The sequence below is a fragment of the Bacillus sp. NPDC077411 genome (genome assembly GCF_044543425.1).
In the GTDB taxonomy this organism is placed as follows: domain Bacteria; phylum Bacillota; class Bacilli; order Bacillales; family Bacillaceae_G; genus Bacillus_A; species Bacillus_A bruguierae.
This window is the reverse complement of the sequence record NZ_JBITWA010000008.1, coordinates 15,717-29,461: the sequence shown is the minus strand read 5'-3', so window position 1 is coordinate 29,461 and position 13,745 is coordinate 15,717. Positions and strand designations below refer to the sequence as shown.

The window sequence follows — 13,745 nt, the reverse complement described above, 5'->3', positions numbered from 1 at the left end:
GGGGAAAATATGTGGATATATGAAAAAAAATTACAATATCCTGTAAAGGTAAGTACTTGCAACCCAAAACTCGCAAAATTTTTAATTGAACAATACGGTGGTGCCGACGGCGAATTAGCTGCTGCACTGCGCTACTTAAATCAGCGCTACACCATTCCCGACACAGTTATTGGTTTATTAACAGACATCGGAACCGAAGAGTTTGCACATCTTGAGATGATTGCAACAATGGTATATAAATTAACAAAAGATGCCACGCCTGACCAAATGGTAGCGGCTGGTCTTGATGCTCACTACGCTGATCATGATAGTGCTATTTTCTATCACAATGCTGCAGGCGTCCCTTTTACAGCAACCTACATACAAGCAAAAGGAGACCCAATTGCAGATTTATATGAAGACATCGCCGCAGAAGAAAAAGCGAGAGCCACATACCAATGGCTCATTAATATGTCCGACGATCCCGATTTAAACGATGGATTACGTTTTCTACGAGAACGCGAAATTGTTCACTCCCAACGCTTTCGAGAAGCGGTCGAAATATTAAAAGAAGAACGAGATCGACAAATATACTTTTAAAATATAATGCACATACTGTAATCAGTATGTGCATTATATTTTGCTATTCGCTTTAAATAATTTATCAAATTACACTTCTTCATTCTTCAGCTCTGCTTGTTTTCCCCTCATCGCACGCAGCAGAAAAAGGAACCGACTTCTATGCATGATCAGTTCCTCTCGCCCTCCTAAAAAGAAAAGGGGTTTTATTTCATTGTTTCAATTTCTACTTATATAGTTGATCTTCCAATAAACAATCCCAAAATCTTCTTCCTTTCCTTAGAATGATTATTCAACTTAGTGAGTCAATTATTAATTTTTTAATAATTACCTGTTGCTTTCTAATCATCAGACCATTAAAATAAAAACATCAATTCGACAAATTATTTGAATTTTCGACAAAAATATCTAGGAGGACTTCTATAGAATGCGTACAACTTTAAAACCATCCCAAATTCTCTCGATTAGCTTATTGCTATTTGCGATTTTCTTTGGTGCTGGTAATATGATTTTTCCGCCCCTGCTTGGCCTTTCATCTGGAGAGAATATGTGGGTGTCTATCGCAGGATTTGTAATTACCGATGTCGGTTTATCACTATTAGCAATTGTTGCAGTTGCATTAGCAGGAGGTAGCTTCAAAACCCTTGCAAGCCGTGTTCATCCAAAATTCGCAACGATTTTTGCCATCATTATTTACCTTTCGATTGGACCGCTTTTCGTTATCCCGCGTACAGGATCTGTTTCATACGAAATCGGAATTGCACCGCTTTTTCAAGATCACTGGTATTCTATGTTGCTCTTTACAGGAATTTTCTTTACGATTACCTACTTCCTATCGTTAAATCCTTCCAAACTAGTGGATCACATCGGAAAAATTTTAACACCTATTTTACTCATTATTATTGTGGTTATGGCAACAAAAGCAATTCTTTCACCAACAAGCTCGTTCGCTACTCCTGTTGGTGACTACAAAGAAATTCCATTTTTCAAAGGTTTCTTAGAAGGCTTTTTAACATTAGATGCGATTGGAGCACTTGTATTATCTAACATTGTTGTAAATGCGATTCGTCAAAATAGAGTAAATGATAAAAAGGCAATTACAAAATATACGATTATATGCGGAAGTATTGCAGCTTTATTTTTAACAGTCATTTATTTTGCATTAGGTTATATTGGCGCATCAAACGGGCACCTTGGACAATTCGAAAACGGTGGCCAACTATTAGCGACAATTATGTACCAATTATTTGGGACAAGCGGCAACATACTATTAAGCCTAGCCATTATTTTCGCTTGTTTAACGACAGCAATTGGTGTTGTTAGTGCATTTGCAAACTACTTTTCAAACGTATTAACAAATGTCTCATATAAAAAACTTGTATTGTGGGTTTGTATTTTTAGCTTTATCATTTCTAACTTAGGATTAAGCATATTAATTAAACTGACACTACCGGTATTAATCATCCTTTATCCGATTACAATTATCTTAATTTTCGTATCGTTTATTGATAAATATACGAAAAGAAAACCTAGTGTGTATATCGGCGCAATGATTGCGGCCTTTATTATAAGCTGCATTCATGCACTTGATAACATCGGCATGATGCCATCTGCCATTACATCCCTTGCAAGTGCAATTCCATTTTACAAACTAGGAATTGGCTGGATCGTTCCAGCAATTATCGGCGGTATTGTCGGTTACTTTATTCCGCAATCACAAGCTGAAGGTGAAGTTTCTGCAAAATCAAAAGACTAGGGAGCCCTAGTCTTTTTATTTTACCTTTAACATATAAGTCACTGCTGCGCAGAACAAAACATGCCCCGCACTCGCTTTCTATTTTTGTTTTGGAACCATCGCACGTGGCAGAAATAGGTCCTAACCGCTTCTATGCATCGCCAGTTCCTCTCGCCCACCTAAAAAAAGAGGCTTTTGAACTTACATTTATATAAAAAACCTCTACGTTCTTCACATCGTATGCTTAAATACAAACAATTCTTCCTTCGTTTGTGTTATAGATTGCGTCGTTTCTCCTTCTTCCTGCTCTGTTCTCTCTCCTAGCTTTGCTTTCGCCACCGCATCCTGGATACATTTCACAATCATATTCCCTGAAAAAATGGTGAATCCAAAACAGGTAATAGGTACAAGAGGAATCCATGGGTGCACTGATAAAGAACGAAAGTATACCCCAATTAGACCTGACCATTCATGAGTAAAAGAATTGATCTCTCCCTCAAAAAACACTACCGTTCCCCCAAAGAATAAACCTAATAAACCGAGATGCAAGAAAATAATAAGAGTCTGTACAAACTGCTGCATAAATACAATGACAAAGGTTGGGTACAAATGTGGAAACACGTGTTTTATAAGAAGATGCCGTTTACTTCCTCCTAAAATTTTAGCAGCATCAATAAATTCTTCTGTTAATACCTTACGAATTTCATTTGCAATGTATAAAGAAAGGGTAGGAACTGCGAGCGCCGTTAATAAAATAATTTCAAATGAAGCTCGTTCAAAAAAGGTTGACATTTCTTCACCGCTATCAAACTGAATCGCATGTCGGAATAAAAAAGCTGCAATCATAATCATCGGAATAATTGTAAAACTATCAAAAAAAGCTTCTAATTTTGTAAACCCTCTCTTGACGTACATACCGAGAAAAGCACCGAAACAAATACCAAATACAATACGTAACAATGAAATGAGTATGGAGATTCCAATTGTCCATTTTGCTCCTTCAATTACTAAATTTAATAAATCAAATCCCTTTTGATCTGTTCCAAGCAAAAATTGAAACGAAGGTGGAAAGGGAGGTACTACTGGTGTTCCATCTTCATTATACTGAATGGACACCCTTCGAATATGTCCATCGTTAAAAATCGAATTTCCAATACTTAACAAAAGGAATATGATAATAAATGAACAACTAACCCAAAAGCGCCTATCACGTTTCAAATGTTGCCACATCTTATAACCTCTCTTTCATTGCATTTGGTACAAGATAATGAAACAGCTTAAAAATAATAAAAATAGGTATATAAAGCAGCAGCAAACTAACTGTAAAAAGAGGAATACCTGTTGCAAAATGCTCCTCGGCAGCTACTCTTACAAATACAAACATACCGTATGTATTAAACATCCATTCAATAATGTACAAATTAGATAACATAAACCAAATGTTTGTTTTTGTAAAAAAAAGCGTACTTAATAACACATTACGTAAAACATGATGATTTAAAATATAAAGCTTATCCAGCCCTTTTGCCTTTGCAAATAGAACATAATCTTTTTCAAGTTCTGTTTCAAAACGCAATAATACTAGTTTCACAAACATAATCGTTGTCGGTACACTTAAACAAATAATTGGTAATCCTCGAACGGATTGCTCCCCTACCCCTGAAATACTTACAGCTAAAATACCTGTTTGTTTAAAAATCCAAATAACGAAAAGCTGTGAGCCAATAATAAGAAGAATATCTGGAATAGATTCAAGAAAGAGTAAAAATGATTTAATTTTCTTCTGAACTCTAGCATTACTTCGTACAACGATATAGACAATTAAAAAGGCAATCAAAAGTGAAATAAAAAAAGCTGCTAAAAAAATAATCATCGTTTCTTTATAGTGGATAAATAGTTGTGGAAATAGTGGTTTTGGTGTTGGTCTTGCACTATTACTAACTGGCATATACGTCATCGATGATAGATGTAGTAGACTATTGCATACCATCTTAATCGTTTCTATATATTTATGAAAATCTACTTTTAGGCCTTGAAACAAACCAGGTAATGCTCCTACACAAATAATTCCGATCACCGATAAGAAAAATTGCACAATGACTTCCGAACTATGTATAAACACCCTCTTTGCCATATTTTTTCCGACCCCAATCCTTTTCCTCCCATTTTATAAAATGTTTTCTAAATTGTAAATATTTTCTGTTAATTATTAATTTATTTTGTTTTTCTATGAAGAACCCTCGCTATAAGTCGCTGCTATGCAGAACGAAACATGCCCCGCTCTTGTTATCTCTCTTTATTTTAAACCTTGCACGTGGCAGAAGAAGGCTCTGACCGCTTCTATGCATGGCCGGTTCCTCTCGCCCACCTAAAAAAAGAGGCCTTGGCTTTTTTTATTTCACGCTTAATCCTACATCTCCTAATTTAAACCTTACAAAAATGTAATACTATTGTAAGATAAAACACTTTGTCAGATTTAGTCTCCCCCTTATACTAAGAGTTACAGAGACAAAAACGACACGAAAAGGTGAAAATACAATGAAAAAGAAAACAAAATTATTAATTGTCGGTTTAGCAACAATCGGAATTGGTGCTGGTTCTTACTTTGCGTTAGCTGGCGGATCTGACACGGCTATGGCGTATAGCGGTTATAAGGTAACAGAAAAGAAAATTGAAAATGCGCAAAAATTTGGCGGTGAAGTCATCCCGAACGGTATCGAAACAATTGCATTTGATCCAACGAAAGGTAACTATGAGATTGCCGTTAAAAAAGGAGATCAAGTAAAAAAAGGGCAGTTATTATTTAAATATAACAATTCATCTATTAAACTAGAAAAAAACGAAGCGGAAATGCAAAAGAAACTAGCCGAGAAAGAAGTTGCACTCCTGCAAAAACAACTGGATGCAGCAAAACAAAAGCTACAAACAGCAAAACAATCTGGTGCTACGAGTGAAATGTTAAAAGCTGCTGAGCAAGAAGTTCAAGGACAAGAAGCGCAGCTTGAAACAAAAAAGTTTGAAGTCGAAAAAGCAAATCAAATGATTGAAAATAATAAAGAAAAAGAAAATGCACTATCAGTAACAAGTCCTGTAGATGGCACAATCGAAGATATTAACAAAGGTACAGACGAAAAAGCTGCTATGAGCGGTATTACGATTCGCACTGCTGGCCCATTAAAAGTAAAAGGACAATTATCTGAATATGAACTCTCTCAAATGAAAGTTGGCCAAGAGGTTTCTGTTACATCTAAAACAGTGCCAGGAAAAACATGGACAGGAAAAGTAACAGAAATTGGAACAACACCATTGAAAAATCTGGATGAAAACAAAACAGTTTCTAATTACCCTTTCATTATTACATTGGATAATAATGATGACTTGCAACCTGGCTTCCATGTTTATGTAACAGCAAAATCAGGTGAAGCAAACGGTATGGTTGTTCCAAAAAGCAGTATCGTGAAAAAAGGTGATAAAAATGTCGTATTCGTTGTAAAAGATGGAAAAGCAAAAGAACAAGCCATTACCATTGAGTTTGAAACAGACAGCGAAGCAAAAATTTCCGGTTTAAAAACAGGTGAGCAAGTAATCTCACAACCAGAAAAAGATTTAAAAGATGGTATGGAGGTTGTCATTAAATGATTGAACTAAAAGGCATCACGAAGTCTTTTCAAAACGGAGAAGAAGTTGTTCAAGTTCTACATGGAATTGATGTGAAACTAAATCAAGGTGAATTTACTTCCATTATGGGACCATCTGGTTCCGGGAAATCAACATTAATGAATATCATTGGTTGCTTAGATCGACCTACACTAGGCACATACACGTTAGCTGGGCAAAATATTTCAAACATGTCCGAAACAGAACTGGCGCACATTCGTAATAAAGAAATTGGATTTATATTCCAAAACTTTATGCTGCTCCCTCGCCTAAATGCGATGCAAAATGTCGAACTACCACTTATCTATGCTGGCGTAGATAAAAAAGAGCGACGTGAACGTGCGTTAGCTGCATTAACAAAAGTAGGGCTAGCTGACCGAGCAACTCACTTACCAAATGAATTATCAGGCGGACAAAAACAACGTGTCGCTGTCGCCCGTGCAATTGTGAATAACCCGAAATTCATTTTAGCTGATGAGCCGACTGGTGCACTTGATACAAAAACAAGTACACAAATTATGAATCTCTTTTACGAATTAAATAAACAAGGCTCTACCATTATTATGATCACCCATGACCGGGAAATTGGGGAAGCGGCATCACGCCAAATTGTAATTCGTGACGGAAAGATCGTCCAAGATTGGAGAGGTTAAACTTGAACATGAATGAAAATATACGTATGGCCCTTTCCTCCATCTTCGCTCATAAAATGCGTTCTATTTTAACAATGCTTGGAATTATTATTGGAGTAAGTGCGATTATTACCATTATCTCTATTGGTGATGGAACAAATGCTAAATTCCGTGAACAAATCGGGAAAGAAAAGACAGATCAGTTTACAGTAAACTATAGCACAGAAGATATTGCAGATATGGACGGTAAAATTTCAGCGAGTATGTATGACAATGTCTTAAAAATTCCTGGTGTCCAAGATGTTTATCCTGATGTTGGAAGCAAAGCGAAAGTATATGCAGGAAAAAAAGACTTAGATATTGATGTAACTGGTGCTAAAGGTGATTACTTTGATGATTCTTCTAAATTTCGACTTGAACACGGCAGATTTTTAACAAGTGCTGATTTAGATAAACCTGGACATACGATTGTATTAAGCAAAGGTGCCTTTAATAAATTATTCTCTTCCTGGGAATCAAATTTATATGTAGATATAAAGGGTACTCCTTATAAGGTAGTCGGCGTATACTCTAAGAAAGGAGGGATGGGGGGTATCACCGAATTAAAAGAAGGTATCATCTCCGCTGAAAACTGGCCTGTTTTATTTGGAAAAAATAAGTATGATGGCATCACAGTAAAAATCGCTCCTGGTCAAGATAAGCAAGCTGTACAAGATGCAGTTGTAAAATCATTAAACGATGCTAAAAAACCAGAGCAAACAGGAAAATTTAAAGTACCAGATCCACAAGAAGTGCTAAAAGAAATTGATAACTTCACAGGTATCTTAAAAAGTGTATTCGGTGGTATTGCAGCCATTTCATTATTAGTTGGTGGTATCGGTGTTATGAACATCATGCTTGTATCCGTCACAGAGCGTACACGTGAAATCGGAGTCCGTAAAGCACTCGGTGCAACGCGCGGAAAAGTATTAACACAATTTCTTATTGAATCTTGTATTTTAACAGCATTAGGCGGTTTGATCGGGTTTATGCTCGGTATCTTTTTTGCATGGGTCGTATCGATATTTGCTGAATGGCCATTCGTTGTCTCAGTGAAATTAGGCTTAATCTCGGTCGGACTATCCATGTTAATCGGTATTGCATTCGGCTTACTTCCAGCAAATAAAGCGGCGAAGCTAGATCCGATTGAATGCTTGCGATATGAATAATAAAAAAGGTTGCTAAATATGGCAACCTTTTTTTCTACAGATATATGAAAAACAAAACCTAACTTACTATTAAAAAAGAAAGAAAATTTTAAAAATGTAAATAACTTGTAATATTCTTTTTAATAACAAAGAATTATAATTAATTGATGCAGGGGCTAAATTAGCCCCCATTATTGATGAAGGAGCATATAAAATGGATGAAAAAACGGATTTACGTGAAAATAAGCATAAAAAAAGCTATAAAAAGCTAAAAATTACAATGTTCATTATTGTCTTGTTTTTAATTTGCGGTGGAGGTTACGCTTGGTTTTTAGTAAATAAAGCTTCTTCCGCTGTTCAAAATGCCTCTCAAAATTTAGAACGTGGTGAAAAGTCTGAATTACGCGAACAAGCGGTTAAACCCGTTTCCAATAACGTATCTGTGTTAATTATGGGAATTGATGAAAATCAAGGGCGTGAAAAAGAGTATTCTGGTGCATTTCATCCAGACGCACTGTTACTTGCAACGTTTAATAAAGATAATAAAACAGTAAAACTAGTAAGTATTCCGCGTGATACATACACATACATTCCAGTAGAGAAGAAAAAAGATAAAATTACAAACTCATATTCACTCGGGGTTGCAAAAAATGGAAAAGACAGTGGGCCTCAATCTACGATCGAATCAGTAGAAAAACTCTTCAACGTTCCGGTCGATTATTTTGTGAGGTTTAATTTTAAATCTTTCATAAAAGTTGTCAACGATTTAGATGGAATTGACTTAGATGTACCTGTTACATTTACAGAACAAGATAGTAACGATACAGCTGATGCGATTCATCTCAATAAGGGGTATCAACATCTAAATGGAGAACAAGCTCTTGCGCTAGCAAGAACGCGTAAAATTGATAGCGATGCGATGCGCGGCCAACGTCAACAACTTGTCATTGAAGCGATTGTTAAAAAACTAGCAAGTGCTGGATCCATCACAAAAGTAGGAAAAATTATTGATGATATTAATGGGGAATTTAAAACAAACTTCTCATTTGACGATATGTTATCATTCTACAAATATGGTATAAATTCTTCAATTGGAAAACTTCAACTAGCCGGGGAAGACTGCTATATGGCAGAGGATAAAGTTTGTAAACCTACTTCCGCTCCGAAACACACGTATTATTACATGCCTGATCAAAAAAACATAGCTGACATCTCAAAGCAGCTCCGCGAACATCTTGGGCTCCCTGCTGATACAAAACCTGTAATGCAAGATAAAGATACTGATGCAGATAAAAAACAAAACCAAGAGCTTAAACAACAAGCGCCAAAGAAGATAACTACTAACGAAACAAATGACAATTAATGCAAAAAGATAAGTCCTATGAAAATAGGGCTTATCTTTTTATAAATGCATAAAGTGAAACTTCCGTCAGTGGGGGTTTTCTTCATCCCCACTGACGGAAAGCCCTCACCTATCTTCTTTACTTCTCTCTGAATCTTGAGGCGGGGGTCTTACTGCCCACAAATAGCAGGGTAAAATGTCGCTATTTTATACATATGTTCCCTCTAGTCAAACATTTAATCGTTTGAAAATAAGAAGACTACCTCAGCTTTCAAGGTAGTCTCTGTGTATTTTATGAATTTTTCCCTTTACAACATCTATTATTTTTTACCATTTGTTCTGTTTGCAATTTCAATAGCACGGTCTGTTGCTTTCGCTGCATCATCTAATGCTTGTTTACTATCTGTTCCACCATACATTGCTTCTAGTGATTTTACAACCGCATCACGTGATTCAGGAAATACACTAATTAATGCTCCTTGTGTCGCTGGTAATGCTTTTGTAGACTGAAGTTGATTAACTGTTACTTTCAACTGTGGATATTTCTCATATTGTTCTTTTACTAATGGTTCATTATACGCAGCTGGTGTAATAGCGAAATACCCTGTTTGTGTATGCCATTTCGCTTGTACATCTGGCTTAGTTAAATACTTCATGAAATCCCATGCGCCTTGTTGTGTCTCTTTTCCAACCATATTTGTCATCCATAATGATGCCCCGCCAATTACAACACCTTTTGAATCTACGCCATCTGGATGAGGAATATATGCAACACCTACATCAAATTTGGATGTATCAATGATATTACGAACACCAGCAGAAGAATCTAAATACATCGCCACTTGTCCAGATTGAAATGCTGCCCGCATACCATCCCAATCATTACCGTATTTTCCAAGTTCCCCACTTTTATTTAAGTTATTAAGCATTGTGAACACTTTTTGTCCTTCTTTACTATTAAATAATGCTTTTTCAGCCGAACCTTTACGGCCATTCTCATTGTCTACATACAAGCCGCCTTGCGTTGCCAATAATTCTTCAAAGAACCAGCCATAGTTTAACATAGAGAAGCCGTATTGCTTAGTTGTATTCCCTTCTTTTATTGTCAATTTCTTCGCAGCTTCTTCTAGTTCTGAATATGTGCTAGGTGCTTTTTCAGGATCTAAACCTGCTTTCTTAAATGCATCCTTGTTATAGATTAATACAGGTGTAGATGAGTTAAATGGCATAGAATACATTTTGCCATTTACTGAATAATAGTTTGTAATAGCTTTTTCTAATTTCGATGTATCATACTTATCTTTGTCAATCCACTCTTGTACAGGCGTAATTTTTTTACTATCAATCATATATTTAGTTGTAATTTCACTGGATTGTACTACCGCTGGCACCTCTTTAGATGTAGCTGTACTACGAAATTTTGTTAATAATTCCTCGTATGTGCCTTCAAATTCAGGTTTAATTTCATACTTATCTTGGGACTGATTATATTCTGCTGCAAGTGCATCTAATTTCTTTTGTAGATCTCCGCTCATTGCGTGCCAAAAACGTATAACAACTTTATTTCCATTTTTTTCAACAGGTGCTGTTTCAGCTTTTTCTTGTGAAGAATTTTTAACTGAAGTTTGCGAACTTGAACATGCTGCTACTGACATTGCCATTGCCACTGCTGTAAGTAATAAAGAGCCTTTTTTTACTAACTTCATGTTTTTATCCACCTTTTCTCATTTTTTTAACATTATTTAATCGCACCTTTTGCCAATCCTTGTTGTAATTGTTTTTGGCCTAAAAATAACAATATCAATGTTGGAAGAATCACAATTGTAATGCCAGCCATAACACCTCCCCAATCATTTGCTACTTCTTGTGTCTGCAATTGTTTAATCCCAATTTGTACTGTACGAGCTGTTGCATCATTCGTTACGAGAAGTGGCCACAAATACATGTTCCAAGTTGTTAAAAATCCGTACACCCCTAACGTAATAAAGCTCGTTTTACAATACGGAACGACTACTTTAAAAAGGAATCCAAAATGACCAACACCTTCAATTAATGACGCTTCCCGAAGCTCATGCGGAATTGTAAGGAAATGTTGTCTTAATAAGAAAATTCCAAAAGCCATTGCAAAAAATGGTACTGTTAACCCCATCAAAGTATTTGTCCATCCAAATTGCTGAACCAATAAGAAATTTGGAATCATTGTTGCTTCCCATGGAATAAGCATCGTTGAGATAAATAAGAAAAAAATTGCATTCCTTCCTTTAAATCGTAAAAACACAAACGCGTATGCTGCTAAACTAGATACAATAAGTTGTCCGATCATAACAGTTGTTGAAACGATAAAACTATTTCTCAAATATAAAAGCAATGGTACTTTCTCAAAAATATGAACAAAATTATTAAAAGTGAAATTCGTTGGAAAAAGATGACGCATTTGGATATCATCAGGTGTCATAAATCCGATTGAAACTGCATATAACACTGGAAAGAATACAAGTATTGCACTAAGAAAAAGTAATATGTATAACAATACTTTCCGTCTCCATGTGTAACTCATTGGTAATGCACCTTTCTTTCCGTAAATTTAAACTGAAGTATTGTTGCAATAAAGATAAAAATAAACAACACGATAGCTTGAGCGCTTGCCGTACCAAACTGGTAATTCACAAATGCTTCTTTATAAATTGAATAAACAATTAAATTCGTTGCATTGTTTGGACCACCCTTTGTTAAAATATCGATTTGTCCAAAGCTTTGAACTGCATTGATAAGCGTAACAGTTGCTATAAAGAATAAAGTTGGTGATAACATGGGCAATGTCACTTTACGAAGCTTATAAAAGTAAGATGCACCATCAATTGATGCACTTTCATAAAGTGTCGTATCAATATTTTGCAAGCCTCCTAGAATTACTAAAAATGAAAAGCCAATATTCATCCAAATCGTTGGAATAGATACCGAGATTAATGCCCATTTTTGGCTTATTAACCATTCAATTGTAGGTAGATGAAGAATACCTAGTATATTATTAAATACACCAACACTTGGATGAAATAAAAATAACCAAATCACCGCACTTGCGGCCACAGAAATTCCCATTGTGGAAGAAAAAAGTACACGGAAAACGCCAATCCCTCGTAACTTTTCATTCGCTAGCAATGCTAGAAATAAAGAAATGCATATGCTAGCCGGAACAGTATATAAAGTAAATAAACACGTTGATTTTATACTTTGATAAAAAGAAGGATCCGTTAATAAATATTGATAGTTTTCTAGACCTACAAAGACACTTGCTTCACCCTGGGCGTTCGTTAAATGAAAGCTATAAAATAGCGTTTTAATCAACGGGTAAAACAAAAATACCGAAAATAAAATAAGTGATGGAGTCAAAAATAGAAAAGCTATACGTAAATCTGATGTTCGATTCCATACATTCAGTTTTCTTATACTTTGCTGCTTTGTTAAAGATTTCGTCGCATCTATCATGTTATAGCCACCCCTTGCTCACTATGAAATAATAATGATTCTAATGTAGATTGTTCAAAGAAGTGCAGCTTATCTACTTGAAACTGTACATGTACAATTTCATCTCGTTTACACTTCAATTGTCCAGTCACTTTAGCACTCCACATGTGATTGTCTACTAGAAAGTTAACAATTGATTCGTTTCCTAATACTTCAACAGATTGTACAATAACAGGCTGCCCCTGCTCGCCAATACTAATATATTCGGGCCTTATACCGATACGTACATCTGTATGCTGCAATTGACTAACTAACGAATCTATAAGCGGAATACGTAAAGATCCTACATGAGCAGTATTTTGCGTCATATCAATTTGACAATTAGCAACATTCATAGAGGGAGAACCAATAAAAGTAGCAACAAACTCATTTTTTGGCTCGTTATATATATCAAGCGGTGTCCCTACTTGTTGGATTTCGCCATTATTTAATACCATCATACGATCTCCCATTGTCATCGCTTCGATTTGATCATGTGTTACATAAATCATTGTAATGCCAAGACGCTGTTGAATATCTCGAATTTCCATGCGCATTTGTGCCCTCAGTTTTGCGTCAAGGTTAGATAACGGTTCATCCATAAGACAGATCGGTGCTTGACTGACAATTGCCCGCGCGAGTGCTACACGCTGACGCTGTCCTCCTGATAATTCTCTCGGTTTCGCCTTTAAATATGAAGTTAATCCAACTAGTTCAGCCGCTTCAATTAAACGTTTTCTCTGTTCCGCTTTCTCTATTTTTCGTACCTTTAAGCCAAATAAAATATTTTCTTCTACTGTAAGATGCGGATATAAAGCATAGTTTTGAAACACCATTGATAAGTGACGCTCTTTCGGCTGCAAGTCATTTGAAACAATTTCATCGATTAAAAGATGGCCTGATGAAATATTTTCTAACCCAGCAATCATTCGAAGTAATGTACTTTTCCCACATCCTGAAGGGCCTACTAGAACAAAAAACTCTCCTTTTTGAATCTGAACAGAAACATCTTGTACTGCTTTTTGATTTGAGTTTTCATATGTTTTACATACGTTTCGCAAAGTAATCATGTTATAATCCTCTCTTATTCCCAAATATTAAAGAGCGAAAAATCAGTCTATTTTCACAAA

The 13,745-nt window shown here is 35.8% G+C and carries 12 protein-coding genes; 6 read left to right on the top strand and 6 right to left on the bottom strand.

What is annotated here, in order from left to right; genetic code table 11:
* Nucleotides 1-9 precede the first annotated feature (9 nt).
* On the top strand, nt 10-579 hold the full coding sequence (gene cotJC, locus ACIGHG_RS12410; RefSeq protein ID WP_090918527.1) for a spore coat protein CotJC: 570 nt from the start codon (nt 10-12) through the stop codon (nt 577-579).
* A 406-nt stretch (nt 580-985) separates the two neighbouring features.
* Complete coding sequence (gene brnQ2 / locus ACIGHG_RS12405) at nt 986-2,314, top strand: branched-chain amino acid transport system II carrier protein BrnQ2 (RefSeq protein ID WP_396548666.1); 1,329 nt, start codon at nt 986-988, stop codon at nt 2,312-2,314.
* 210 nt (nt 2,315-2,524) lie between these two features.
* On the opposite strand, the gene ACIGHG_RS12400 is transcribed toward brnQ2, so the two are convergent.
* Complete coding sequence (locus ACIGHG_RS12400) at nt 2,525-3,523, bottom strand: ABC transporter permease subunit (RefSeq protein WP_396548664.1); 999 nt, start codon at nt 3,521-3,523, stop codon at nt 2,525-2,527.
* A gap of 1 nt (nt 3,524) precedes the next feature.
* Nucleotides 3,525-4,427, bottom strand: coding sequence for an ABC transporter permease subunit (locus ACIGHG_RS12395; RefSeq protein ID WP_396548662.1), 903 nt, complete (start codon nt 4,425-4,427; stop codon nt 3,525-3,527).
* Between the two features lie 404 nt (nt 4,428-4,831).
* On the opposite strand from ACIGHG_RS12395, the gene ACIGHG_RS12390 reads away from it, so the two are divergent.
* The 4 genes from ACIGHG_RS12390 to ACIGHG_RS12375 all read left to right on the top strand — a co-directional run bounded on the left by ACIGHG_RS12390 (nt 4,832) and on the right by ACIGHG_RS12375 (nt 9,132).
* Nucleotides 4,832-5,932, top strand: coding sequence for an efflux RND transporter periplasmic adaptor subunit (locus ACIGHG_RS12390; RefSeq protein WP_396548660.1), 1,101 nt, complete (start codon nt 4,832-4,834; stop codon nt 5,930-5,932).
* Nucleotides 5,929-6,603, top strand: coding sequence for an ABC transporter ATP-binding protein (locus ACIGHG_RS12385; protein ID WP_336473832.1), 675 nt, complete (start codon nt 5,929-5,931; stop codon nt 6,601-6,603). Before ACIGHG_RS12390 ends, ACIGHG_RS12385 begins: the two co-directional genes overlap by 4 nt.
* Nucleotides 6,604-6,605: 2 nt before the next feature.
* The gene (locus tag ACIGHG_RS12380; protein WP_336473833.1) at nt 6,606-7,790 is read left to right on the top strand and encodes an ABC transporter permease; all 1,185 of its coding nucleotides are present in this window, start codon (nt 6,606-6,608) and stop codon (nt 7,788-7,790) included.
* 193 nt (nt 7,791-7,983) lie between these two features.
* On the top strand, nt 7,984-9,132 hold the full coding sequence (locus ACIGHG_RS12375) for an LCP family protein (protein WP_336473834.1): 1,149 nt from the start codon (nt 7,984-7,986) through the stop codon (nt 9,130-9,132).
* Between the two features lie 299 nt (nt 9,133-9,431).
* On the opposite strand, the gene ACIGHG_RS12370 is transcribed toward ACIGHG_RS12375, so the two are convergent.
* From ACIGHG_RS12370 to ACIGHG_RS12355, 4 genes are read right to left on the bottom strand one after another with little or no spacing between them, the layout of a single operon-like run.
* Entirely contained in the window at nt 9,432-10,817 is a 1,386-nt protein-coding gene (locus ACIGHG_RS12370; RefSeq protein ID WP_336473835.1) for an ABC transporter substrate-binding protein, read from the bottom strand.
* 32 nt (nt 10,818-10,849) lie between these two features.
* Nucleotides 10,850-11,668 (bottom strand): carbohydrate ABC transporter permease, encoded by an 819-nt coding sequence (locus tag ACIGHG_RS12365; RefSeq protein ID WP_336473836.1) that lies wholly within the window; start codon nt 11,666-11,668, stop codon nt 10,850-10,852.
* Nucleotides 11,665-12,597: a carbohydrate ABC transporter permease gene (locus ACIGHG_RS12360; RefSeq protein ID WP_336473837.1), complete on the bottom strand. Its 933-nt coding sequence runs from the start codon at nt 12,595-12,597 to the stop codon at nt 11,665-11,667. Before ACIGHG_RS12360 ends, ACIGHG_RS12365 begins: the two co-directional genes overlap by 4 nt.
* Complete coding sequence (locus ACIGHG_RS12355; protein WP_396548656.1) at nt 12,594-13,685, bottom strand: ABC transporter ATP-binding protein; 1,092 nt, start codon at nt 13,683-13,685, stop codon at nt 12,594-12,596. Before ACIGHG_RS12355 ends, ACIGHG_RS12360 begins: the two co-directional genes overlap by 4 nt.
* Between the last annotated feature and the right edge of the window lie 60 nt (nt 13,686-13,745).

Coding starts and splice junctions, on each gene's coding strand:
- cotJC (WP_090918527.1), top strand. CDS start 10: ATGTGGATATATGAAAAAAAATTACAATATCCTGTAAAGGTAAGTACT.
- brnQ2 (WP_396548666.1), top strand. CDS start 986: ATGCGTACAACTTTAAAACCATCCCAAATTCTCTCGATTAGCTTATTG.
- ACIGHG_RS12400 (WP_396548664.1), bottom strand. CDS start 3,523: ATGTGGCAACATTTGAAACGTGATAGGCGCTTTTGGGTTAGTTGTTCA.
- ACIGHG_RS12395 (WP_396548662.1), bottom strand. CDS start 4,427: ATGGCAAAGAGGGTGTTTATACATAGTTCGGAAGTCATTGTGCAATTT.
- ACIGHG_RS12390 (WP_396548660.1), top strand. CDS start 4,832: ATGAAAAAGAAAACAAAATTATTAATTGTCGGTTTAGCAACAATCGGA.
- ACIGHG_RS12385 (WP_336473832.1), top strand. CDS start 5,929: ATGATTGAACTAAAAGGCATCACGAAGTCTTTTCAAAACGGAGAAGAA.
- ACIGHG_RS12375 (WP_336473834.1), top strand. CDS start 7,984: ATGGATGAAAAAACGGATTTACGTGAAAATAAGCATAAAAAAAGCTAT.
- ACIGHG_RS12370 (WP_336473835.1), bottom strand. CDS start 10,817: ATGAAGTTAGTAAAAAAAGGCTCTTTATTACTTACAGCAGTGGCAATG.
- ACIGHG_RS12365 (WP_336473836.1), bottom strand. CDS start 11,668: ATGAGTTACACATGGAGACGGAAAGTATTGTTATACATATTACTTTTT.
- ACIGHG_RS12360 (WP_336473837.1), bottom strand. CDS start 12,597: ATGATAGATGCGACGAAATCTTTAACAAAGCAGCAAAGTATAAGAAAA.
- ACIGHG_RS12355 (WP_396548656.1), bottom strand. CDS start 13,685: ATGATTACTTTGCGAAACGTATGTAAAACATATGAAAACTCAAATCAA.